The organism is Pseudomonas sp. AIG (assembly GCF_977020205.1).
Genome location: NZ_CDROCK010000037.1, coordinates 48,916 through 71,489 on the forward strand (window position 1 = coordinate 48,916; position 22,574 = coordinate 71,489).

The following is a 22,574-nucleotide window of genomic DNA, read 5'->3' on the forward strand; positions in this document are numbered from 1 at the left end:
GCGATCTTTTCCATTCGACAGAAATACGCAAATAACCCCCGCCCCCGCTTGCGCGGCCACCTCCTGCTCACTAACGTAGCGCCTTTACTGACGCTACCCCCCGCAGGAGCTTTGCCATGGCCTCGCCAGCCCTCACACATTTTCTTCCCCGGTTCGGCGTTGCCGCAGCAGTGGCCGGTGTTTTGGGCCTGTCCGGTTGCCAGACCTGGAACGCCCAGGACACCCTCCCGCCGACCTCCGGCGTGCAGCCGCTCAAGGGCCTGGCGCAGAACGTGTCGGTACGCCGCAATGCCATGGGCATGCCGTTGATCGAGAGCAACACCTTCCACGACGCGCTGTTCAGCCTCGGCTATGTGCACGCCAGCGACCGCATCAATCAGATGGTTACCTTGCGCCTGTTGGCGCAGGGCCGTCTGGCGGAAATGTCCGGCGCCTCGATGCTCGACGCCGACCGCTACATGCGCGCGGTCAATCTGAAGAAAAGCGCCGGCGAGCTGTACAAGGCCTCGTCGCCACGCCTCAAGCGTTTCTTCGAAGTGTATGCGCGGGGTGTCAACGCCTACCTGTTCCGCTACGCCGACAAGTTGCCGGGCGACCTCGCCTCCAGCGGTTACAAGCCTGAATACTGGAAACCGGAAGATTCGGCGCTGATTTTCGCCCTGCTGAATTTCAGCCAGTCGGCCAACCTGCCGGAAGAAATCGAATCCTTGGTGCTCGCGCAAACCGTGACCAGCGACAAACTCGCCTGGCTGACACCGTCCGCACCCGACGAAAACCTGCCACTGGCCGAGGCCGATAAACTGCAAGGCCTCAAGCTCAACGGGCAGATCCCGGGACTGACCGAGCTGAGCAGCGCCAGCCAGCAACTGTCGGCGCTGAACCTGCTCGGTACGACGTCATCGAACAACTGGGCAATTGCCCCGCAACGCAGCCGCAGCGGCAAGAGCCTGCTGGCCAGCGACGCCCATGGCCCGCTGGCCGCGCCATCGCTGTGGAGCTTCGTGCAGATTCGCGCACCGAAATATCAGGCCGCCGGTGTGACCGTCGCCGGTCTGCCGCTGGTCCTCGGCGGCTTCAACGGTAAAGTGGCGTGGAGCATGACCAGCGTGCTCGGCGATAACCAGGACCTGTTCCTGGAAAAAATCCGTCGTCAGAGCAGCAGTTTGACCTACGAGGTCAACGGCAAATGGCAGCCGCTGGGCGTGCGCAACGAAACCTATTTCGTCAAAGGTCAGCGACCGATTCGCGAAGCGGTGTACGAAACCCGTCACGGTGCGCTGCTCAACAGTGCCCAGGCCGCGGCGCAAGGCAACGGTTTCGGCCTGGCCTTGCAGACGCCGAGCTTCACCGATGACAAATCGCTGGATGCTTTTTTTGATCTGACCCGTGCGCAAACTGTTGAACGGGCTTCGGACGCCAGCCGTGAAATCCGCGCGATCGCGCTGAATCTGGTGTTCGCCGATGCGAGCAACATTGGCTGGCAAGTCACCGGGCGCTTCCCGAATCGCCGCGAAGGTGAAGGTTTGCTGCCATCGCCGGGCTGGGAAGGTCGTTACGACTGGGACGGATATGCCGACCCGATGCTGCACCCGTACGATCAGGACCCCGCGCAAGGCTGGCTCGGCACCGCCAACCAGCGCGTGATTCCTCATGGTTACGGCATGCAGTTGTCGAACTCCTGGGCAGCACCGGAACGTGGCGAACGTCTGGCGGAACTGGCTGGCAGCGGCAAGCACGACAGCCGCAGCGTGATTGCCATGCAATACGACCAGACCACCACATTTGCCGCCAAGTTGAAGAAAGTCTTCGAAGCGCCGGGCATGAAACAACCGTTGAAACAGGCGATTGATGCCCTGCCGGAAGCGGATCGCAGCAAGGCGCGTGAAGCGTTTACACGGTTGATGGCATTCGACGGCAAGCTCAGCCCGACCTCGGCGGATGCGGCGATTTACGAACTGTTCCTGCAAGAAAGCATGAAGCAAATCTTCCTCGACGAACTCGGCCCGGAGTCGAGCCCGGCGTGGAAAGCGTTTATCGCCAATGGTGATTTGTCCTACGCGGCGCAGGCCGATCATTTGTTGGGACGTGAAGACAGCCCGTTCTGGAACGACATCCGCACGCCGCAGAAAGAAGACAAAGCGCTGATTCTTGCGCGCAGCTTCGCCGCGGCGATCAGCGCTGGCGACAGTCAGTTGGGCGGCGATCATCGGGTCTGGCAATGGGGCAAGTTGCACAGCTATGCGTGGAAGAACGGCAATGGCCAGACCGTGCGCGGGCCACTGGCGGCCGGTGGCGATCATACGACGTTGAACACGTCGGCGTACGCCTGGGGTCAGGACTTCACCACCACGCGGGCGCCGTCGATGCGCTTTATTGTCGACTTCGGCCAGACTGAGCCGTTGATGGGACAGAACGGTACGGGGCAATCGGGGAATCCGGTGAGTCCGAATTACCTGAACGGGATTGATGCGTGGCTGAAGGGGCAGTACATCGGCTTGCCGATGCAGCCGCAGAACTTTGACCGGGTGTATGGCAAAACCCGTTTGACTCTTACTCCCGGCAAATAAGGCAAAGGTCAAAAGCCCCTCACCCTAACCCTCTCCCGGAGGGAGAGGGGACTGATTGGGGGATGCTTGAGTCATACGCCGACCTGAACGTGCACTGCCGAATCCAGAATCAACTCGGTTCGTGCCTTGCCGAATCCGTAATCGACTCGGTCTTTCAGGTCGATGTAGCTGGCCAGACACCTCAGTCGGCCCCCTCTCCCTCCGGGAGAGGGCTGGGGTGAGGGGCTTTTGATCTGGTCCAGAGTCTGTGTTCGACTCGGTATTTCACGTCGGCGTAGCTCTCCCAGACACCTCGGTCAGCTCCCTCTCCCCCTGGGAGAGGGCTGGGGTGAGGGTGGCTTTTCAAAGTCGATAGAACTTCCAGACACGCGCCAGCCTCATAGCTAACAAGCCCCCCATTCCTGGTAACGACATGGACCTTGTTATCGCCCGCCCCGAAGGTCTCTATTGCCCTGCCGGGGATTTCTACATTGATCCGTGGCGCCCCGTCGAGCGCTCGGTGATTACCCATGCCCACGGCGATCACGCCCGCACCGGCAACCAGCATTACCTAGCCAGCAGCGCCAGCGAAGGGATTCTGCGCGCGCGACTCGGTCAGGACATCAACCTGCAAACCCTCGCCTACGGCCAACGCCTGACCCACCACGGTGTCACCCTGAGCTTTCACCCTGCCGGGCATGTCCTCGGCTCGGCACAGGTGCGCCTCGAATACGGCGGTGAAGTCTGGGTCGCATCGGGCGATTACAAGATCGAACCGGACGGCACCTGCGCCCCGTTCGAACCGGTGCGCTGCCACACCTTCATCACCGAATCGACCTTCGGCCTGCCGATTTATCGCTGGCAGCCACAGGCGCAGGTGTTCAGCGAGATCAACCAGTGGTGGGCCGCCAACATCGCCGCCGGCAAGGCCAGCGTGTTGTTCTGCTACTCGTTCGGCAAGGCCCAGCGGATTCTCCACGGCATCGACGCAAGCCTCGGTCCGATCCTCAGCCACGGCGCGGTCGAGCCGCTGAATCGGGTCTACCGCGAGGCGGGCGTGTACCTGCCGCCGACGATCTACGCCGGCGACGTGAAAAAAAGCGACCCGATCATGCGCCAGGCCCTGGTCATCGCCCCACCCTCGGCGGGAGGCAGCACCTGGATGCGCCGCTTCGGCGAGTTCAGCGATGCGTTTGCCAGCGGCTGGATGCGTTTGCGCGGCACCCGCCGGCGGCGCGGTGTCGATCGCGGTTTCGTCCTCTCCGATCACGCCGACTGGCCCGGCCTGTTATGGGCCATCGAACAGACCGGTGCGGAACGGGTGATGGTCACCCACGGCTCGATCGGCGTGCTGGTGCGGCATCTGCGTGAAAAAGGCCTGGATGCCCAAGGTTTCAACACCGAATACGGCGATGACGAAGAAGAAAACATCGCCACCGAACCGACCATCGCCGAGATGCCAGCATGAAAGCATTCGCCGAGTTGTACGCTGAACTCGACGCGACCACGTCAAGCAACGCCAAACTGGCGGCGATGCAGACCTACTTCGCCCAGGCCGAACCGCATGACGCCGCGTGGGCGGTGTACTTTCTGTCCGGTGGCCGGCCCCGGCAACTGGTGCCGGTGAGAATCCTGCGCGAGCTCGCCGTCGAGGTCTCCGGCCTGGAACCGTGGTTGTTCGAAGAAAGCTATCAAGCGGTCGGCGACCTGGCAGAAACCATTTCTCTGGTGCTCGCCGAAAACCCGTACAGCTCCGACGCCGGCCTCGCCGAATGGATCGAAGAAAAACTGCTGCCGCTGCGCGGTGAAACCCCGGAGTTCCTGAGCCGACAACTGCCGGCCCTTTGGGCGCAACTGGATCGATCAAGCCTGATGCTGTGCATCAAATTGATCACCGGCAGTTTCCGCGTCGGCGTGTCGAAATTGCTGGTCACCCGGGCGTTGGCCTCAATGGCCGGGCTGGACAGCAAAAGAGTGGCGCAGCGTCTGGTCGGTTACACCGATCTGTCGAACCGGCCGAGCGCGGCCAGTTACCTGAAACTGATTGCCCCTGAATCGAGCGATGAACATGCCCAGCGCGGTGGCCAGCCCTACCCGTTTTTCCTTGCCCATGCCTTGTCGCAACCGGTGGAAGAATTCGAAGCGCTGATCGGCCCGGCCAGCGATTGGCAGATTGAATGGAAATGGGATGGCATTCGCGCGCAAGTGGTCAAGCGCGAGGGGCGGCTATGGATTTGGTCGCGGGGCGAGGAACTGGTCACCGAGCGTTTTCCCGAATTGGATGTGCTGGTACACGGCTTGCCCGACGGCACGGTGATCGATGGCGAAATCGTCGTGTGGAAAAGCACGCATCCGAGCACCGAAGACGCCTTTGATCCGCAATCGACCGAACCGCCAGCCGTGCAGCCCTTCGCTCTGCTGCAACAACGCATCGGCCGCAAGACCCTCGACAAGAAAATCCTCGAAGACGTGCCGGTGGTGGTGCTCGCCTACGACTTGCTCGAATGGCAGGGCGAAGACTGGCGCAACCAGCCGCAAGCCAAACGCCGTGCGCAGCTGGAAGAGGTCATCGCCCGCTGTAACAGTCCGGTGCTGCTGGCCTCACCGGTGCTGACCGGCACTGATTGGTTCGACCTCGCCCGCCAACGCGAGTCTTCGCGGCGACTGGGTGTCGAGGGAATGATGCTCAAGGCGCGCGACGCGTTGTATGGCGTGGGGCGAACCAAGGACATGGGCGTCTGGTGGAAGTGGAAAGTCGATCCGTTCAGTGTCGATGCGGTGCTGATTTACGCCCAGCGCGGCCATGGCCGGCGGGCCAGTCTGTACAGCGATTACACCTTTGCCGTGTGGGACGGCCCGCCCGAGTCCAGCCAACGGGCGCTGGTGCCGTTTGCCAAGGCGTATTCGGGGCTGACCGATGAGGAAATGCGTCAGGTCGACAGCATTGTGCGCAAGACCACGGTGGAGAAATTCGGTCCGGTCAGCAGTGTGAAGCCGAGTCTGGTGTTTGAGCTGGGCTTTGAAGGCATCGCCCTGTCACGCCGACACAAGAGCGGGATCGCTGTGCGGTTTCCGCGGATGCTGCGCTGGCGTCAGGACAAGACCGTGGATGAGGCGGATAGCCTTGCCACCCTGCAGGATCTGCTGGCCTGACCCCTTTTCCCGGGACAGTGATTTTTTGATCGTTCCTACGCTCCACGTGGGAATGCCTCAACGGACGCTCCGCGTTAGGCTTGGGAGGGGACGCGGAGCGTCCCAGGCTGCATTCCCACGCAGAGCGTGGAAACGATCAGCCCTAAATCAGTGCAAGCTATTTTCAGTGCCCGTTTGCGGGCACTGATTCGCTAATCCAATCGCTGCGCCAACCTTTTAAAACACTTGTTCGGGACTCTGGTTCGGAAATTGCTACTTTCTATAGGTCGTACGCGTTCCAGTAACAATAATTCTGCGCCACAAGCGCTCATATTGGTTCTTAGGGATTGAATAATGAAAAAAGCATTGCTGACCCTTTCTGCACTGGCGTTGTGCATGGCCGCTGGCTCCGCGCTGGCCAAGGAATACAAAGAGCTGCGCTTTGGCGTTGACCCTTCGTACGCACCGTTCGAGTCGAAAGCGGCCGACGGCAGCCTGGTGGGCTTCGACATCGACCTGGGCAACGCGATCTGCGCCGAACTGAAGGTCAAGTGCAAGTGGGTCGAAAGTGACTTCGACGGCATGATTCCGGGCCTCAAGGCCAACAAATTCGACGGTGTGATCTCGTCGATGACCGTGACCCCGGCCCGCGAAAAAGTCATCGACTTCTCCAGCGAACTGTTCTCCGGCCCGACCGCTTACGTGTCGAAAAAAGGCTCCGGCATCACCGCCGATGTCGCCTCGCTGAAGGGTAAAACCGTCGGTTACGAGCAAGGCACCATTCAGGAAGCCTACGCCAAAGCCGTGCTGGACAAGGCCGGCGTGAAAACTCAGGCCTATCAGAACCAGGACCAGGTGTATTCCGACCTGACCTCCGGCCGTCTCGACGCCGGTATTCAGGACATGCTGCAAGCCGAACTGGGCTTTTTGAAGTCGCCACAGGGCGCCGACTATGACGTCAGCAAGCCGGTCGACAACGAATTGCTGCCAGCCAAAACCGCTGTCGGTATTAAGAAAGGTAACACTGAGCTGAAGGCGCTTTTAGATAAAGGTATCAAAGCGTTACACGATGACGGCAAATACGCCGAGATTCAAAAGAAACACTTTGGCGATCTGAATCTGTACAGCGGCAAATAATGCCCCGGCGCCCATCCTCGATGGGCGCCTTTTCCATCCGCTCAGGTTGCTGATTTATGTTCGAAAACCTCTTACAAAATCTGGGGCTCGCAGCCTTCAGCCTCAAGGGTTTTGGCCCTTTGCTGTTGGAAGGCACCTGGATGACCATCAAATTGTCGGCGTTGTCGCTGCTGGTAGCCGTGTTGCTCGGCCTGCTCGGCGCCAGTGCCAAACTGTCAAAAATAAAACTGGTGCGCCTGCCCGCCCAGCTCTACACCACGCTGATTCGCGGGGTGCCGGACCTGGTGCTGATGCTGCTGATCTTCTACAGCCTGCAAACCTGGCTGACGACACTGACCGATTACATGGAATGGGAATACATCGAAATCGACCCGTTCAGCGCCGGGGTGCTGACCCTGGGCTTCATTTATGGTGCGTATTTCACCGAAACCTTTCGTGGTGCGATCCTCGCGGTGCCACGCGGTCAGGTTGAAGCCGCCACCGCGTATGGCCTCAAACGCGGCCAGCGCTTTCGCTTTGTGGTGTTTCCGCAAATGATGCGCTTCGCCCTGCCGGGAATCGGCAACAACTGGATGGTGATGCTCAAGGCCACGGCGCTGGTGTCGATCATTGGCCTCGCCGATCTGGTCAAGGCCGCGCAGGACGCCGGTAAAAGTACGTATCAACTGTTCTACTTTCTGGTCCTCGCCGCGTTGATTTATCTGTTGATCACCAGTGCCTCGAACTTCATCCTGCGCTGGCTCGAACGCCGCTACGCCGCCGGTGCCCGGGAGGCCGTACGATGATCGAACTTCTGCAGGAATACTGGCGCGCCTTCCTTTATACCGACGGCCAGAACATTACCGGGCTGGCGATGACGATGTGGCTGCTCAGCGCGTCGATCTTCATCGGTTTCCTGGTCTCGATTCCGCTGTCGATCGCCCGCGTTTCGCCGCACTTCTACATTCGCTGGCCGGTGCAGTTTTACACCTACCTGTTCCGTGGCACGCCGCTGTATATCCAGTTGCTGATCTGCTACACCGGGATCTACAGCCTCGCCGCCGTGCGTGCACAACCGCTGCTCGACAGTTTCTTTCGCGATGCGATGAACTGCACGATCCTCGCCTTCGCCCTCAACACTTGCGCCTACACCACGGAGATTTTCGCCGGGGCGATTCGCAGCATGAACCATGGCGAAGTCGAAGCGGCCAAGGCCTACGGTCTGACCGGCTGGAAGCTGTATGCCTACGTGATCATGCCCTCGGCGCTGCGCCGTTCGTTGCCGTATTACAGCAACGAAGTGATCCTGATGCTGCACTCGACCACCGTAGCCTTCACCGCGACCATCCCCGACATCCTGAAAGTCGCCCGGGACGCCAATTCGGCGACCTTCCTGACCTTTCAGTCGTTCGGCATCGCCGCGCTGATCTACCTGACCATTACCTTCGCGCTGGTCGGCCTGTTCCGCCTTGCCGAACGCCGATGGCTGGCCTTCCTCGGCCCGACTCACTAGGACAACTTTGCAAATGCGCCACCTGATCCATGACTTGCTGGCCCCGCTGCCGGGGACCGCACGACAGATCCACAGCTTCCACTTCGGCCCGGAGCAGGCCAAGGGCAAGGTCTACATCCAGTCTTCGCTGCATGCCGACGAACTGCCGGGCATGCTCGTCGCCTGGCACCTCAAGCAGCGTCTGGCCGAGCTGGAAGCGGCCGGGCGCCTGCGCAGTGAAATCGTGCTGGTGCCGGTGGCCAACCCGGTCGGCCTCGAACAAGTGTTGATGGACGTGCCGTTGGGTCGCTACGAACTGGAGAGCGGGCAGAACTTCAATCGCTGGTTCGTCGACCTCAGTGAAGAAATCGGCAACGCCATCGAGGGCAAGCTGAACGACGATCCGCAGCACAACCTCGAACTGATCCGCAGCCATCTGCGCGCCGCCCTCGCCCGCCAGACCGCCAGCACGCAACTGCAATCCCAACGCCTGACCCTGCAACGGCTGGCCTGCGATGCCGACATGGTGTTGGACTTGCACTGCGATTTCGAATCGGTGGTGCACCTCTACACCACGCCCGAGGCGTGGCCGCAGGTCGAGCCGCTGGCGCGCTACATCGAGTCGCAGGCAAGCCTGCTGGCCACCGATTCCGGCGGACAGTCGTTCGACGAATGTTTCACGCTGCTGTGGTGGCAATTGAAGGAGCGCTTCGGCGAACACTTCGAGATTCCGCTCGGCAGTTTCTCGGTGACCGTCGAATTGCGCGGCCAGGGTGACGTCAATCACCCGATGGCCAGCCGCGATTGCCAGGCGTTGATCGACTATCTGATCCAGTCCGATGCGATTGTCGGCAAAACAAACCCGCAGCCGCCGTTACCGTTCCCGGCCACGCCTCTCGCGGGAGTCGAACCGGTGACCACGCCGGTCGGCGGCTTGCTGGTGTACACCGCGACGGCGGGGCAAGTCCTGCAAGCCGGGCAGCAGATCGCCGAAATCATCGACCCGATCCACGACCGGATCACCCCCATTCATTGCATCAGCGCCGGCGTGATGTACGCCCGCTCGCTGCGCCGCATGGCCACTGCCGGCATGGTCATCGCCCATGTTGCGGGCGCCGAAGCCTATCGCAGCGGCTACCTACTTTCGCCTTGAGGATGTCTGTCCCATGTACAAACTGACCGTTGAAGGCCTGCACAAAAGCTATGGCGACCATCAGGTGCTCAAAGGCGTTTCGCTCAAGGCCAAGACCGGCGACGTGATCAGCCTGATCGGCGCCAGTGGCTCGGGAAAAAGTACCTTTTTGCGCTGCATCAACTTTCTCGAACAACCCAACGATGGCGCCATGAGCCTCGACGGCCAGGCGATCCGCATGGTCACCGATCGCCACGGCATGCACGTTGCTGACGCCGATGAGCTGCAACGCCTGCGCACACGGCTGGCGATGGTGTTCCAGCATTTCAACCTGTGGAGCCACATGACCGTGCTGGAAAACATCACCATGGCCCCGCGCCGGGTGTTGGGTTGCAGCAAACAGGAAGCCGACGATCGTGCGCGGCGTTATCTGGACAAGGTCGGTTTGCCGGCGCGGGTGGCGGATCAATACCCGGCGTTTTTGTCGGGTGGTCAGCAACAGCGCGTGGCGATTGCCCGGGCGCTGGCGATGGAGCCGGAAGTGATGCTGTTCGATGAACCGACCTCGGCGCTCGACCCGGAGCTGGTGGGGGAAGTGTTGAAGGTGATTCAAGGGCTGGCCGAGGAAGGCCGGACCATGATCATGGTGACCCACGAAATGAGCTTCGCCCGAAAAGTCTCCAGCCAGGTGTTGTTCCTGCATCAAGGCCTGGTGGAAGAAGAAGGTGCGCCCGAGGATGTGCTCGGCAACCCGAAAAGCGAACGCCTGAAGCAATTTCTCAGTGGCAACCTCAAATAGCCACCTTCCCCTGTAGGAGCTGCCGAAGGCTGCTCCTACACATTCACCCTGATTAAACCTTTCGCCAACTGATGTGGTCACTGGAAGAACACCTCCAGAGCGCGCGCAGCCCGCATGGCGAAATTTCCCGACCTCGCAAAAACCTGGTACAGCGCCCGCGGCTGGAAGCCGTTCGCCTTTCAAAAACAGGTCTGGGCGGCGGTCAAAAACGGTGAGTCAGGACTGCTCCACGCCAGCACCGGCGCCGGTAAAACCTACGCCGTGTGGTTTGCCGCGCTCAATCGCTTCGCCAAACCCGCAGCGGTTATTGAATCTGCGCGCAAACGCAAACCGCCAGCCGAACCACTGACCGTCCTGTGGATCACCCCCATGCGTGCCCTCGCCGCCGATACCGCGCGCGCTCTGCAAACGCCGGTCGATGATCTACAGATCCCATGGAGCATCGGCCTGCGCACCGGTGACACCAGCAGCAGCGAACGCGCCCGGCAGAGCCGGCGCCTGCCGACCACGCTGATCACCACCCCGGAAAGCCTGACCCTGCTGCTCGCCCGCGCTGATGCACAGGTGGCGCTGGCGAGTCTGCGCATGATCGTCGTCGATGAATGGCACGAATTGCTCGGCAACAAGCGCGGCGTGCAATTGCAACTGGCCCTGGCCCGTCTGCGGCATTGGCAACCCGATCTGATCGTCTGGGGCGTGTCGGCCACCCTCGGTAATCAATCCCACGCCGAACAGGTACTGATCCCGCAGGGCGGTGGCGTCAGCATTCAGGGAAAAAGCGAAAAATCGCTAAAAGTCGACACCCTCCTCCCACCGGCCATCGAGCGTTTTCCCTGGGCCGGGCACATCGGTCTGAAGATGCTGCCGCAGGTCGTTACCGAACTCGACGCTTGCGCCAGCACCCTGGTGTTCACCAATACTCGGGCGCAATCGGAAATCTGGTATCAGGCGCTGCTGGAGGCACGGCCGGACTGGGCCGGGCTGATCGCGTTGCATCACAGTTCACTGTCTCGCGAGACCCGTGACTGGGTCGAACAGGCCTTGAAGAACGGACATTTGAAAGCCGTGGTCTGCACCTCAAGCCTGGACCTGGGCGTGGATTTCCTGCCGGTCGAGCGCGTGCTGCAAATCGGCTCGGCCAAAGGTGTCGCGCGTTTGATGCAGCGTGCCGGACGCTCGGGGCATGCACCGGGGCGTACCTCGCGGGTGACGCTGGTGCCGACGCACAGTCTGGAACTGATCGAAGCGGCCGCCGCCCGCGATGCCGTCGAACAACGGCGCATCGAACCGCGACGCTCACCGCACAAACCACTGGATGTGCTGGTGCAGCATTTGGTCAGCATGGCCCTTGGCGGCGGGTTTATTCCTGAAGCGCTGTACGAAGAAGTCCTTGGCGCCTGGGCGTATCGTGACCTGACACTCGCCGATTGGGCGTGGGCGCTGGCTTTCGTACGCCATGGCGGGATGTCTCTGACAGCTTATCCGGATTACCGCCGGGTCGAACCGGACGAGCACGGCGTCTGGCGCGTGCCGGATGCGCGATTGGCGCGTCGGCATCGCATGAGCATCGGCACCATCGTCAGTGATGCGAGCATCCATCTGAAATTCTGGAGCAAGGGCGGCGGCGGCAAACAATTGGGCAGTGTCGAAGAAGGCTTCATCGCGCGACTTAAACCGGGCGACGGTTTTCTCTTTGCCGGGCGTTTGCTGGAACTGGTGCGGGTGGAAAACATGACCGCCTACGTCAAACGCAGCACCGCGAAAAAAGCCGCCGTACCGCGCTGGAATGGCGGGCGGATGCCACTTTCCAACGAATTGGCCGAAGCCGTGGTCAGGCGTTTCAGCGAGGCCGCGCAAGGTGAGTTCGTCGGCCCGGAAATGCACGCGTTGCGACCCTTGCTGGAAACACAGATGCGCTGGTCCGGCTTGCCCACCGCAGAAAAACTGCTGGCCGAAGTATTGAAGTCCCGCGAGGGCTGGCACCTTTTCCTTTATCCGTTTGCCGGGCGCCAAGTGCATCTCGGGCTGGCGAGCCTGTTGGCATGGCGCGTCAGTCAACGACAACCGGTGACGTTTTCCATCGCAGTGAACGATTACGGCCTGGAATTGCTCAGCGCCACGCCGATCGACTGGACCGAGCATTTGAATGCCGATCTCTTCAATGCCGATGATTTATTAATGGACGTTCTGGCCAGCCTGAATGCCGGCGAACTGGCCTTGCGGCGCTTTCGCGAGATCGCGCGGATTGCCGGGCTGGTCTTCGCCGGCTACCCCGGTGCACCGAAAAGCACCCGGCAGGTCCAGGCTTCCAGTGGTTTGTTCTTCGAAGTGTTTAAACAATATGACGCCGACAACCTGTTGCTGGCCCAGGCCGGGGAAGAAGTCCTACGAGAAGAACTGGATATTCAGCGTCTGGAGCAGACATTGGAACGGATCAACCGGATGATACTGGACGTGCATCAGGTCAAACGTCCTACACCACTGGGCTTCCCGCTGCTGGTGGAGCGCATGCGCGAAAGCATGAGCTCGGAAAAACTCGCCGACCGCATCAGGCGTATGGTCGGTGACCTGGAGAAAACTGCCGACGAGGGCAAATCCCGATGAGCGCGCCTTACCCTGTACGTCTCGCCGGTGAGGACCTCTGGTTGCTGCCGGAAAAAGCACTGTATTGGCCGGCGCAACAGGCATTGCTGATTGCCGATGTACATTTCGGCAAGGCTGCCGCTTACCGCAGCCTTGGCCAACCGGTCCCGCAAGGCACCACATCGAGCAATATCGCCGAGATTGATCGATTGCTGGCGAACCTGCCCTGCCGGCAGCTGATATTTCTTGGCGACTTCCTCCACGGACCCGGCTCGCATGCCGCAGGGACTTTACGCGCGCTGGCCGAATGGCGTGCGCGTCATGTTGATTTACCGATGACGCTGATCCGCGGCAATCACGACAAACGCGCAGGTGATCCGCCTGAATCGCTGAATATCCGCGTGGTGCCGGAGCCGCTGCTGCTCGGGCCATTCGCCTTGCAGCATGAACCTGACCCACATCCTGAAAGGCACGTGCTAGCGGGTCACGTGCACCCGGTCTATCGGCTGCACGGCAAGGGTCGACAAAGCTTGCGCCTGGCGTGTTTCAGGCTTGGCGAAGGCATCAGTCTGCTGCCGGCATTTGGCGCCTTTACTGGGGGCTATCCGGTCGAGAAGGAGGAAAGCTGCAGGATTTTCGTCATCGGTGATAACGAAATATGGCCAGTCAGTTGAAATCTTTGCAGACCTCATCTGACTGGCCATTCATTTTCAATGCAGATCAGGCAACCGGTGCCGGTGGCGGCTCGTCCGGCAGGGTCGGTTCGCCCGGCTCGGTCGGTTGTTCGTTGGGGGTATCGGGATCAGGTTGACCGGGAATTCCGCCGGCCATGTTCAGCGACGGATGCGCCAACAAGGACCAGGCCAATACGCCAATCTGATTGGGCTCGAGCCTTGCCAGTTCGGCAGTGATTTGCGGATCGATCTTCATAGGGCACTCCTCGGCGAAGGCCCGTTTCGCCGAAAGCAAAACGGGCAGTACACCCCATAGAGTGTCTGCCCGCCAAAGAATTCCCGCGATCTGTCGGATGGACCGATCAGGTGCGCGGCAGGGTCACGCCACGCTGGCCCTGGTACTTGCCGCCACGGTCCTTGTAGGAAACTTCACATTCCTCGTCGGATTCAAGGAAAAGCATCTGCGCCACGCCCTCGTTGGCGTAGATTTTCGCCGGCAGGTTGGTGGTGTTGGAGAATTCCAGCGTCACGTGACCTTCCCACTCAGGCTCGAGCGGCGTGACGTTAACGATGATGCCGCAGCGCGCGTAGGTGCTCTTGCCCAGGCAGATGGTCAAGACATTGCGCGGAATGCGGAAGTATTCGACGGTGCTGGCCAGTGCGAAAGAGTTCGGCGGGATGATGCAGACGTCGCTGTGGACGTCGACGAAGCTGCCCGGGTCGAAGTTTTTCGGGTCGACGATGGACGAATTGATGTTGGTGAACACCTTGAAGTGGTTGGTGCAGCGCACGTCGTAACCGTAGCTCGACACACCGTAGGAGATCACCCGGCTGTCATCGCTGCCGCGCACCTGGCGCTCGACGAAAGGCTCGATCATGCCCTGTTCCTGCGCCATGCGGCGAATCCACTTGTCCGATTTGATGCTCATGGCGGGTGTCCTGAATAGCGAGGTGGAAAAATTCTGTCCGGCATCTTACCGGGCGCGCCGCCGGGTTCAAAGTGCGGGCTGCAATTCTCGCCGATCCCCCCTGATTTACGCGATCTGGCGACGAACCGTCACACCGCCGATCCCGAAAACAGAGAAACCTTCGCAAGAAGCATTGGCACTTCTCGGAAACTGGGTTAAGGTGGCGTCACTGTGTTGCTTGTGTCACTGAGAATCTCTACACGATATGTTGAATTTCGATCCAACCATCTACAAGAATTTTTCCTGCTCTTTGCACTCAGTCTCGGCCAGGGTTCTTCCTGAGTCGCAGTTATCTTTGTTCAAGGAGTTACACCATGTCTAATCGCCAAACCGGTACCGTTAAGTGGTTCAACGATGAAAAAGGCTTCGGCTTCATCACTCCACAATCCGGTGACGACCTGTTCGTTCACTTCAAAGCTATCCAATCCGACGGCTTCAAAAGCCTGAAAGAAGGCCAACAGGTTTCTTTCATCGCTACCCGCGGTCAGAAAGGCATGCAAGCTGAAGAAGTACAAGTTATCTAACTTGTAGCTTCTTTAGAAAAGAGCCCCGCCCTTAAAAGCGGGGCTTTTTTGTGGACGTCTGTTTTTCAGCTCGCAAAAAAAGATCGCAGCCTTCGGCAGCTCCTACAGGATGTACATCAATCCTCTGTAGGAGCTGCCGAAGGCTGCGATCTTTTGCTTGTGCGTTACCAGGCCACGCCAAAACCTGCGGTGTAACGGGTCTTGTTCAAGTCCGCATCGTTGGTGCCACTGATGATGTCACGCTCGGCCTTAAGGTTAAGCGAAGCCCAGTCGGTGACCTTGTAACGCAGGCCCATTTCCGCATCCAGCGCGTAGTTGGCCACATCCGACAGCGGCTTGCCGATTTCACCATTGGTGAAGAACTCGACTTTCTTGCCGATCAGGTAGCGGTTGTAATCCCACTTCATGGCAACGGAATAGAAGTTGTCCTTGCTGCCATCGCGATACTCGTAATCGGTGCGGTTGAACAGCGAGCCCAGCGAGAACGCGCCCAGCTCGTCATCCCAGAACTGGTAGCCAGGACCGGTACCGACCACGCGCTGGCGAGCCAGCTCTTCGATGTGATCGCGCTTGTAGTTCAGACGGCCCTGCCAGAACCACTTATCGGTCAGGAAGCGGTCGAGTGCGTATTCGGCGCGCAAGTTGTCGGTGGTGGTTTCGTCGTCCTGCACTTCGCGGTTGTACTCGCCTTCGGCAGTATGGCGCCAGCGACCATGACGCGCGGTGGTCTTGAAGCCGACATCGTAGTCGTCGGTGTCCTTCTCGGCGCGCTGATAGTCCAGCGCCAGGTCGACATTGCCCTTCCAGACCAAATCCTCGACCACCGGTTTCGGTTTGAGAATCTGCTGAATGCTCGCCAGCTCCACGGTTTTCGGCGCCTCACCGTTAGCCAGGGTGACCTTGCCATCTTCGGCGGCCGTCAGCGACTTGGAGACTTCACCGGTATAGGCGTCCTGCTTGACCAGCAAATGCTGATCGCTGTCGAGCGTCTTCACCTCTTTCCAGTCAATCGTCACCGCACCGGCATATTTCGTCTGGATCAACAGCTTGCCGCCGTCGAACACGGTGATAGTGCCGCTCAACTTGTCACCGTTCTTCAACCAGACAGTGTCGGCAAGCAGGGGCGTAGACGCACTGAAAACAGCAAGGCACAACAAGGATCTGGACAACATAAGCGAATCTAAGGCTCAAGTTTGCGAAAAAGGTCGGCATTATCCGTAGGAATAAGACCCTGACAAGGACTGACCGGACTATTTCTGATGAGTTCATTTCTCAACTGGCTGATCACGGATTACTCTGAAAGCCATCAATCTGTTCATGTTCAGGAACCGCGTACGTGAAAGACCCGCTCGACAGCGTTGAAAACGATGCGCAAATCCGACGCACGGCGCTCTACTCGACGCTCGCCCAGGTGCCCGAAGGCAAAGTCGTCAGCTATGGTCAGTTAGCTGAACTGGCCGGGTTGGGGCGCGCCGCCCGCTGGGTCGGCCGCACCCTGAGTCAGTTGCCCGGCGATACCAGGCTGCCTTGGCACCGAGTGCTGGGCGCCGGCGGTCGGATCAGCCTGCCGGTCGGTAGCCCGTCGGGCGATGAACAACGGGCCCGATTGCGCATGGAAGGCATCACCGTCCTGAACAATCGTGTGGATATTCAGCGCCATGGCTGGCGTCCGGTAGAGCACAGCGGTTAGAGTGCGCGCTTTGTTTTCGCAATCTTGAGGCAGACTTCAGCCCATGCCCCGTAAAACCTGGCGCGCCGCGCTAGCCGCTTATGCCAGTCCTTCGACGCTCGTGCTGTTGTTGCTGGGTTTCGCCGCCGGCCTGCCGTACATGCTGGTGTTTTCAACGCTTTCCGTCTGGCTGCGTGAAGCCGGTGTCGCCCGTGAAACCATCGGCTACGCCAGTCTCATCGGCCTGGCTTATGCGTTCAAATGGGTCTGGTCGCCCCTGCTCGACCAATGGCGTCTGCCGTTGCTGGGCAAGCTTGGCCGTCGCCGTTCGTGGCTGGTGCTCTCTCAGGCCTTGGTCATCCTCGGGCTGATCGGCATGGGTTTCTGTGATCCGCAGAAGCATTTGTCCTGGCTGATCGCCATTGCCGTTGTCGTCGCTTTCGCCTCCGCCACTCAAGATATTGCGGTGGACGCTTATCGCCTGGAAATCGCCGAAGACAACCGCCAGGCTGCGCTCGCTGCCAGTTATATGTCGGGTTATCGCGTGGCCGCGCTGCTGGCGACTGCCGGTGCACTGTTCTTCGCCGAGGGCTTCGGCTCCACGGGCTTCAACTATCAGCATTCGGCCTGGGCGGGTACTTACGCACTGTTCGGCGCATTGATGATTCCCGCGCTGCTGACCACGCTGTTCATGCGCGAGCCGCCGGTGCCGCTACGCACGCAGTTGCAAGCCGGGCGTTACACCTTCATGCATCAGCTGATGTCGGTGTTTGTGCTGATCGTTTTGCTGGTCTCGGTACCGGCGATGTTCACCCAGCTCTACAACACCGATTTCGCCAGCGTGCTGTTCGGCGGCATGAGTCCGCTCGACCTGCTGCTCGAAGACCGCGCCTTTTTGCGCGCCATTCTCTACACGCTGCTGACCGGTCTGTGCCTGTCGACCATGGGCCGTCGCGGCCTTGCGCCGGTGCTGACGCCGGTCAACGACTTTATTCTGCGTTATCGCTGGCAGGCGTTCCTGTTACTGGGTCTGATTGCCACCTATCGGATGTCGGACACGGTGATGGGCGTCATGGCCAACGTGTTCTATATCGACCAGGGTTTCACCAAGGATCAGATTGCCAGTGTCAGCAAGATTTTCGGCCTGATCATGACGCTGGTTGGCGCCGGCATGGGCGGCCTGCTGATCGTGCGTTTCGGCATTTTGCCGATTCTGTTCATCGGCGGCGTCGCTTCCGCAGCCACCAACCTGCTGTTCGTCATGCTCGCCGACATGGGCCCGAACCTGCAGATGCTGGTGGTGACCATTTCCCTCGACAACTTCAGCTCGGGCCTGGCGACGTCAGCCTTCGTTGCTTATCTGTCGAGCCTGACCAACCTGAAGTTCTCCGCCACCCAATACGCTTTGCTCAGCTCGATCATGCTGCTGTTGCCGCGCCTGATGGGCGGCTATTCCGGGGTCCTGGTCGAGAAGTTCGGCTATCACAGCTTCTTCATGATCACCGCCCTGCTCGGTGTGCCGACACTGGTGCTGATCGCCCTGCACTGGTTTCAGGAAAGCCGCCGCGAAGGCCCGACGCCAACGCCCGAGCCTGTGCCGACACCGGTCGCAGAAGAATCGTAAGACGTTTCGGCAACGGCGGGAGGAATCTCGCCGTCGTGCCTCCCCACTGACCTCACGCCTGTACGTCGGCAAAACTCGCCGGTACACTGCGGAGTCATTTCCAGTCATAGCAACCGACAACGGCCAACCATGCGCACCAGTCAATTTTTGCTCGCCACACAGAAAGAAACGCCTTCCGACGCGGTCGTGATCAGCCACCAGCTGATGCTGCGCGCCGGCATGATCCGCAAACTCGCCTCGGGCCTGTACACCTGGCTGCCCATGGGCCTGCGAGTCATGCGCAAGGTTGAAGCCATCGTTCGCGAAGAGATGAACGCCGCCGGCTCTCTGGAAGTGTTGATGCCGAGCACCCAACCGGCCGAGCTGTGGCAGGAATCGGGGCGCTGGGAAGAGTACGGCCCTGAGCTGCTGCGCATCAAAGACCGCCACGGTCGCGACTTCTGCGCGGGCCCGACCCACGAAGAAGTGATCACCGATCTGATGCGCAACGAGTTGAGCAGCTACAAGCAGCTGCCGATCAACCTGTACCAGATCCAGACCAAATTCCGCGACGAAATCCGTCCACGCTTCGGTTTGATGCGTGGCCGCGAATTCATTATGAAGGACGCGTACTCCTTCCACGCGGATCAAGCGTCGCTGCAGATCACCTACGACCGCATGCATGAAGCCTACTGCAACATCTTCACGCGTCTGGGCCTGAAATTCCGTCCGGTGGAAGCCGACAACGGTTCGATCGGCGGCGCCGGCTCCCATGAGTTCCACGTACTGGCCGAATCCGGCGAAGACGACATCGTCTTCAGCAACGGTTCCGACTACGCAGCGAACATCGAAAAAGCCGAAGCCGTGCCGCGCGAAACCTCGCGCGCCGCTGCGACTGAAGAGCTGCGTCTGGTCGACACGCCAGACACCAAAACCATCGCGGCGCTGGTGGAAAAATTCAATCTGCCGATTGAAAAGACCATCAAGACCCTGATCGTGCGCGCCGAAGAAGAAGGCAAGCTGATCGCGCTGGTGATTCGTGGCGACCACGAACTCAACGAAATCAAGGCTGCCCAGCAACCAGGCGTTGCCAACCCGCTGGTCATGGCCACCGATGCCGAACTGCGTGACGCCATCGGCGCCGGCGCAGGTTCCCTCGGCCCGCTGAACCTGCCGCTGCCAATCATCATCGACCGCTCGGTCGAGCTGATGAGCGACTTCGGCATCGGTGCGAACATCGACGACAAGCACTACTTTGGCGTGAACTGGGAGCGTGATCTGCCGGTTCCGACCGTGGCTGACCTGCGTAACGTGGTCGCCGGTGATCCAAGCCCGGACGGCAAAGGCACGCTGGAAATCAAGCGCGGCATCGAAGTCGGGCACATCTTCCAGCTGGGCAACAAGTACAGCAAGGCGATGAAGTGCGAAGTGCTGGGCGAGAACGGCAAGCCGGTGACCCTGGAAATGGGTTGCTACGGCATCGGCGTGTCCCGCGTGGTGGCTGCAGCCATCGAACAGAACAACGACGAAAACGGCATCATCTGGAGCGACACCCTGGCGCCGTTCCAGATCGCTCTGGTGCCGCTGCGTTATGAAACCGAGCAGGTGCGCGAAGCCACCGACAAGCTGTACGCCGAACTGACAGCGGCCGGCTTCGAAGTGCTGCTGGATGATCGCGACAAGAAAACCAGCCCGGGCATCAAGTTCGCGGACATGGAGCTGATCGGCATTCCACACCGGATCGTGGTCAGCGACCGCGGCCTCGCCGAAGGCAACCTGGAATACAAGAGCCGCACCGAAGGCGAAGCGCAAGCATTGCCGGTGGCCGACGTATTGTCCTTCCTGCAGGCCCGTATCCGCCGCTGAAACCAGATAGAGACGTCATGTTCAAGCGAAACACCTTAGGCCTCGGAGGCACCGCCCTGTGCGGTGCCCTGCTGGTCAGCGGCTGTGCCAATCACATGTCACAACGCAGCGAGCACGAAGAGCGGGTCGAGCGAAAACTGCTCGACCACAGCCTGCAGATCGATGTCGGTGAGCCTAAGGTGCTTGAGCTGCCGCAGCGACGCATAAAGATCAACGAACAGAAGACTTTTGAAGTCACCGAGTTCGAAGTGACGCGTCGCTACGATCGCTACACGCCTTATCAGCCTTGGCGGGAGATCTACGAAATCCCGCTGGGTGCGGTGGCCGTAGTCGGCGGCGTCGGCGCCAACGTGGTCAATGTGTTCGCCCTCGGCAACCTGCCGGACAGCGTCACCAAAGATTGGCTGAGCTACGGTTTTGCCGGGCTTAACCCGTTCATGAACGTGCAGTCCAACGGCCGTGCGCAACAGAACCTCGCCGGTATTGATGAAGTCCAGCGCGACAAGCGCACGGAGTATTCGAGCCTGCCGTGGAGCGAGCGTCCGGTGCAAGTCAAGGCTGGCAAGCAGACCTTTGACATGACCACCGATCGCAACGGTGTGCTGCGTCTAAACCTGCTCGACAGTCCGTTTGCCGAAAATGACCTCAATCACGTCGGCAAATTGCAGATCAGCGTCGAAGACGCCAAGGATGACGTGCACTCGGACTCATCGCTGATGATCAGCAGTCATCTGCGTGGCAAGTTGCTGGAAGCGCACGGGCTGATCTACGACGATCTGGAAGACGACGAAGTGAGCCAGTGGGTGCACCGGGTCAAACGTCTGTCGGAACTGGGTCTGGAAGAAGAAGCCAGTGAGCTGGAACAAAGCCTGATCGAACTGACGCGCAACGATCCTGAGTTGCAGACTGAGTTTCTCAAGTCTTTGACCAAGGATGCCGGGCGATTGGTGGCTGATCCAGGACCGAACTGACAGCTGAAAGCTTCGCGAGCAGGCTCGCTCCCACAGGGGATTGGTGAACGACACAAATCCAATGTGGGAGCGAGCCTGCTCGCGAAGAGGCCCTGACGCACACCGGAAAATTACCGTTCAAACAACTCCATCTGCTCAAACCCTCCGCGTAAATCCTCCAGCCTTACCCCAACCCCCAACAACCGCACCGGTTTCCCGCCGCGATTAAACGCCTGCGTCAGCATCAACTGATAACTGCCCAGATCCCGCCCTGCCCCGGCCTGCTCCAGTGTGGTCTGGGTGAAATCATGAAACTTCACTTTGACGAACGGCTTGCCCGGCCGATAACTGCTGTCGATCCGCGCCATACGGGTTTTCAGGGTTTCGAGCAGTTCGGGCAATTTATCCAGGCAACTGCGTAGATCCGGCAGATCAACGTCGTAGGTATTTTCCACACTGATCGACTGACGCCGACTGTCGTTGTGCACCAGCCGGTCATCGATCCCACGGGCGAGACTCCACAGTCGTTCGCCAAAACTACCGAATTCGCGCACCAGCGCCAGTTTGTCCCACTCGCGCAACTGCGAGCAGTCAACGATGCCGAGCTTGCCCAGCTTATCGGCGGTAACCTTGCCGACACCGTGCAATTTGCTCACCGGCAAGCCACTGACAAAGTCTTCGACCTGATCCGGTGTAATCACAAACAAACCGTTGGGCTTTTTCCAGTCGCTGGCGATTTTAGCCAGAAACTTGTTTGGCGCCACGCCAGCGGAAACGGTGATGTGCAACTGATTGGAGACCCGGCGACGGATGTCTTGGGCAATACGTGTAGCGCTGCCGCCAAAATGTGCGCTGTCGGAGACATCCAGATAGGCCTCATCCAGCGATAGCGGCTCGATCAGGTCGGTGTAATCGGCAAAGATTGTGTGAATTTCTTTCGAGGCTTCGCGATAGGCATCCATTCGCGGCTTGACGATGGTCAGGTCCGGACACAACTTCAAGGCATGCCCCGAGGCCATCGCCGAACGCACACCATAGGCCCGCGCTTCGTAATTGCAGGTGGCGATCACCCCGCGCCTGTCCGCCGAACCACCCACCGCCAACGGCTTGCCGGCCAGACGCGGGTCATCGCGCATCTCGATGGCGGCGTAAAAACAATCGCAGTCGATGTGGATGATTTTTCGCTGAGTCATGTCAGAAAAGGGAATGTGGCAAGCCGGACCGGCAGTATCTCACTGACACCTGTATATAGCACCAGTGGTATGAATCTTCTTTCCTGACGGTAGGAAATGTCCTTTGAATTTATTTTCTCAATCGACCGGCGACCGTCAATAGAGCTGAAAGCCTTGCCCCACCTGCCCTGCAGCCAGAAAAACACCCGAGGAAAATCGCTAACCGATTGAACCTCAACAGATTTTATCCAGATTGCGGGTTGACACCCCAGCGATCCTCTGTAGAATGCCGACACACAGACGCGGGATGGAGCAGTCTGGTAGCTCGTCGGGCTCATAACCCGAAGG

Annotated in this window: 19 protein-coding genes; 15 read left to right on the forward strand and 4 right to left on the reverse strand. The window is 59.8% G+C overall.

Translation table 11 applies throughout. The features are described from left to right. The first annotated feature begins 116 nt into the window (after window positions 1-116). The 10 genes from ACWR1S_RS20430 to pdeM all read left to right on the forward strand — a co-directional run bounded on the left by ACWR1S_RS20430 (window position 117) and on the right by pdeM (window position 13,474). A complete protein-coding gene (locus ACWR1S_RS20430) occupies window positions 117-2,567 on the forward strand; it encodes a penicillin acylase family protein (RefSeq protein ID WP_454564748.1) in 2,451 nt (816 codons plus the stop codon). A 412-nt stretch (window positions 2,568-2,979) separates the two neighbouring features. Continuing rightward, entirely contained in the window at window positions 2,980-4,014 is a 1,035-nt protein-coding gene (locus ACWR1S_RS20435; RefSeq protein ID WP_454564749.1) for a ligase-associated DNA damage response exonuclease, read from the forward strand. Next, window positions 4,011-5,699, forward strand: a complete 1,689-nt coding sequence (locus ACWR1S_RS20440) for an ATP-dependent DNA ligase (RefSeq protein ID WP_454564750.1) — start codon at window positions 4,011-4,013, stop codon at window positions 5,697-5,699. The genes ACWR1S_RS20435 and ACWR1S_RS20440 overlap by 4 nt, the downstream gene beginning before the upstream one ends. A gap of 333 nt (window positions 5,700-6,032) precedes the next feature. After that, window positions 6,033-6,815, forward strand: a complete 783-nt coding sequence (locus tag ACWR1S_RS20445; protein WP_008083900.1) for a transporter substrate-binding domain-containing protein — start codon at window positions 6,033-6,035, stop codon at window positions 6,813-6,815. A 56-nt stretch (window positions 6,816-6,871) separates the two neighbouring features. Beyond that, complete coding sequence (locus ACWR1S_RS20450) at window positions 6,872-7,600, forward strand: ABC transporter permease (protein ID WP_064120813.1); 729 nt, start codon at window positions 6,872-6,874, stop codon at window positions 7,598-7,600. Then, the gene (locus ACWR1S_RS20455) at window positions 7,597-8,307 is read left to right on the forward strand and encodes an ABC transporter permease (protein ID WP_034154960.1); all 711 of its coding nucleotides are present in this window, start codon (window positions 7,597-7,599) and stop codon (window positions 8,305-8,307) included. The genes ACWR1S_RS20450 and ACWR1S_RS20455 overlap by 4 nt, the downstream gene beginning before the upstream one ends. Window positions 8,308-8,320: 13 nt before the next feature. Beyond that, complete coding sequence (locus ACWR1S_RS20460) at window positions 8,321-9,439, forward strand: succinylglutamate desuccinylase/aspartoacylase family protein (protein WP_454564751.1); 1,119 nt, start codon at window positions 8,321-8,323, stop codon at window positions 9,437-9,439. A gap of 13 nt (window positions 9,440-9,452) precedes the next feature. Further along, complete coding sequence (locus ACWR1S_RS20465; protein WP_034154958.1) at window positions 9,453-10,217, forward strand: ABC transporter ATP-binding protein; 765 nt, start codon at window positions 9,453-9,455, stop codon at window positions 10,215-10,217. A 114-nt stretch (window positions 10,218-10,331) separates the two neighbouring features. Beyond that, the gene (locus ACWR1S_RS20470; protein WP_454564752.1) at window positions 10,332-12,821 is read left to right on the forward strand and encodes a ligase-associated DNA damage response DEXH box helicase; all 2,490 of its coding nucleotides are present in this window, start codon (window positions 10,332-10,334) and stop codon (window positions 12,819-12,821) included. Beyond that, window positions 12,818-13,474: a ligase-associated DNA damage response endonuclease PdeM gene (gene pdeM / locus ACWR1S_RS20475; protein ID WP_454564753.1), complete on the forward strand. Its 657-nt coding sequence runs from the start codon at window positions 12,818-12,820 to the stop codon at window positions 13,472-13,474. Before ACWR1S_RS20470 ends, pdeM begins: the two co-directional genes overlap by 4 nt. 46 nt (window positions 13,475-13,520) lie before the next feature. Here the strand turns inward: pdeM and ACWR1S_RS20480 are convergent, their stop codons facing one another. Both ACWR1S_RS20480 and dcd read right to left on the reverse strand, forming a co-directional pair. After that, window positions 13,521-13,730: a hypothetical protein gene (locus ACWR1S_RS20480; RefSeq protein ID WP_038358100.1), complete on the reverse strand. Its 210-nt coding sequence runs from the start codon at window positions 13,728-13,730 to the stop codon at window positions 13,521-13,523. A 106-nt stretch (window positions 13,731-13,836) separates the two neighbouring features. Continuing rightward, window positions 13,837-14,403, reverse strand: a complete 567-nt coding sequence (gene dcd / locus ACWR1S_RS20485; RefSeq protein ID WP_008083888.1) for a dCTP deaminase — start codon at window positions 14,401-14,403, stop codon at window positions 13,837-13,839. A 353-nt stretch (window positions 14,404-14,756) separates the two neighbouring features. Here dcd and ACWR1S_RS20490 point away from each other — a divergent pair, with 353 nt between their 5' ends. Continuing rightward, window positions 14,757-14,966: a cold-shock protein gene (locus ACWR1S_RS20490; protein ID WP_002554837.1), complete on the forward strand. Its 210-nt coding sequence runs from the start codon at window positions 14,757-14,759 to the stop codon at window positions 14,964-14,966. A gap of 164 nt (window positions 14,967-15,130) precedes the next feature. On the opposite strand, the gene ACWR1S_RS20495 is transcribed toward ACWR1S_RS20490, so the two are convergent. Continuing rightward, on the reverse strand, window positions 15,131-16,138 hold the full coding sequence (locus tag ACWR1S_RS20495; RefSeq protein WP_454564754.1) for a DUF481 domain-containing protein: 1,008 nt from the start codon (window positions 16,136-16,138) through the stop codon (window positions 15,131-15,133). A 137-nt stretch (window positions 16,139-16,275) separates the two neighbouring features. Here ACWR1S_RS20495 and ACWR1S_RS20500 point away from each other — a divergent pair, with 137 nt between their 5' ends. From ACWR1S_RS20500 to ACWR1S_RS20515, 4 genes are all read left to right on the forward strand, one after another. Further along, window positions 16,276-16,656 (forward strand): MGMT family protein, encoded by a 381-nt coding sequence (locus tag ACWR1S_RS20500; protein ID WP_454564759.1) that lies wholly within the window; start codon window positions 16,276-16,278, stop codon window positions 16,654-16,656. Window positions 16,657-16,699: 43 nt separating this feature from the next. Further along, window positions 16,700-18,259 carry an AmpG family muropeptide MFS transporter gene (locus ACWR1S_RS20505; RefSeq protein WP_454564755.1) on the forward strand — a complete coding sequence of 520 codons (1,560 nt, stop codon included), beginning with the start codon at window positions 16,700-16,702 and terminating at the stop codon, window positions 18,257-18,259. Window positions 18,260-18,388: 129 nt separating this feature from the next. Then, complete coding sequence (locus ACWR1S_RS20510) at window positions 18,389-20,104, forward strand: proline--tRNA ligase (protein WP_454564756.1); 1,716 nt, start codon at window positions 18,389-18,391, stop codon at window positions 20,102-20,104. Between the two features lie 17 nt (window positions 20,105-20,121). Next, on the forward strand, window positions 20,122-21,075 hold the full coding sequence (locus ACWR1S_RS20515) for a hypothetical protein (protein WP_454564757.1): 954 nt from the start codon (window positions 20,122-20,124) through the stop codon (window positions 21,073-21,075). A gap of 110 nt (window positions 21,076-21,185) precedes the next feature. Here ACWR1S_RS20515 and dinB read toward each other — a convergent pair whose 3' ends face one another. Next, window positions 21,186-22,247: a DNA polymerase IV gene (gene dinB, locus ACWR1S_RS20520; protein ID WP_064120804.1), complete on the reverse strand. Its 1,062-nt coding sequence runs from the start codon at window positions 22,245-22,247 to the stop codon at window positions 21,186-21,188. Window positions 22,248-22,574: the final 327 nt, after the last annotated feature.

Bases quoted from the DNA above. Each gene is read 5' to 3' on its own strand.
- ACWR1S_RS20430 (WP_454564748.1), top strand. From the start codon at position 117: ATGGCCTCGCCAGCCCTCACACATTTTCTTCCCCGGTTCGGCGTTGCC.
- ACWR1S_RS20435 (WP_454564749.1), top strand. From the start codon at position 2,980: ATGGACCTTGTTATCGCCCGCCCCGAAGGTCTCTATTGCCCTGCCGGG.
- ACWR1S_RS20440 (WP_454564750.1), top strand. From the start codon at position 4,011: ATGAAAGCATTCGCCGAGTTGTACGCTGAACTCGACGCGACCACGTCA.
- ACWR1S_RS20445 (WP_008083900.1), top strand. From the start codon at position 6,033: ATGAAAAAAGCATTGCTGACCCTTTCTGCACTGGCGTTGTGCATGGCC.
- ACWR1S_RS20450 (WP_064120813.1), top strand. From the start codon at position 6,872: ATGTTCGAAAACCTCTTACAAAATCTGGGGCTCGCAGCCTTCAGCCTC.
- ACWR1S_RS20455 (WP_034154960.1), top strand. From the start codon at position 7,597: ATGATCGAACTTCTGCAGGAATACTGGCGCGCCTTCCTTTATACCGAC.
- ACWR1S_RS20460 (WP_454564751.1), top strand. From the start codon at position 8,321: ATGCGCCACCTGATCCATGACTTGCTGGCCCCGCTGCCGGGGACCGCA.
- ACWR1S_RS20465 (WP_034154958.1), top strand. From the start codon at position 9,453: ATGTACAAACTGACCGTTGAAGGCCTGCACAAAAGCTATGGCGACCAT.
- ACWR1S_RS20470 (WP_454564752.1), top strand. From the start codon at position 10,332: ATGGCGAAATTTCCCGACCTCGCAAAAACCTGGTACAGCGCCCGCGGC.
- pdeM (WP_454564753.1), top strand. From the start codon at position 12,818: ATGAGCGCGCCTTACCCTGTACGTCTCGCCGGTGAGGACCTCTGGTTG.
- ACWR1S_RS20480 (WP_038358100.1), bottom strand. From the start codon at position 13,730: ATGAAGATCGATCCGCAAATCACTGCCGAACTGGCAAGGCTCGAGCCC.
- dcd (WP_008083888.1), bottom strand. From the start codon at position 14,403: ATGAGCATCAAATCGGACAAGTGGATTCGCCGCATGGCGCAGGAACAG.
- ACWR1S_RS20490 (WP_002554837.1), top strand. From the start codon at position 14,757: ATGTCTAATCGCCAAACCGGTACCGTTAAGTGGTTCAACGATGAAAAA.
- ACWR1S_RS20495 (WP_454564754.1), bottom strand. From the start codon at position 16,138: ATGTTGTCCAGATCCTTGTTGTGCCTTGCTGTTTTCAGTGCGTCTACG.
- ACWR1S_RS20505 (WP_454564755.1), top strand. From the start codon at position 16,700: ATGCCCCGTAAAACCTGGCGCGCCGCGCTAGCCGCTTATGCCAGTCCT.
- ACWR1S_RS20510 (WP_454564756.1), top strand. From the start codon at position 18,389: ATGCGCACCAGTCAATTTTTGCTCGCCACACAGAAAGAAACGCCTTCC.
- ACWR1S_RS20515 (WP_454564757.1), top strand. From the start codon at position 20,122: ATGTTCAAGCGAAACACCTTAGGCCTCGGAGGCACCGCCCTGTGCGGT.
- dinB (WP_064120804.1), bottom strand. From the start codon at position 22,247: ATGACTCAGCGAAAAATCATCCACATCGACTGCGATTGTTTTTACGCC.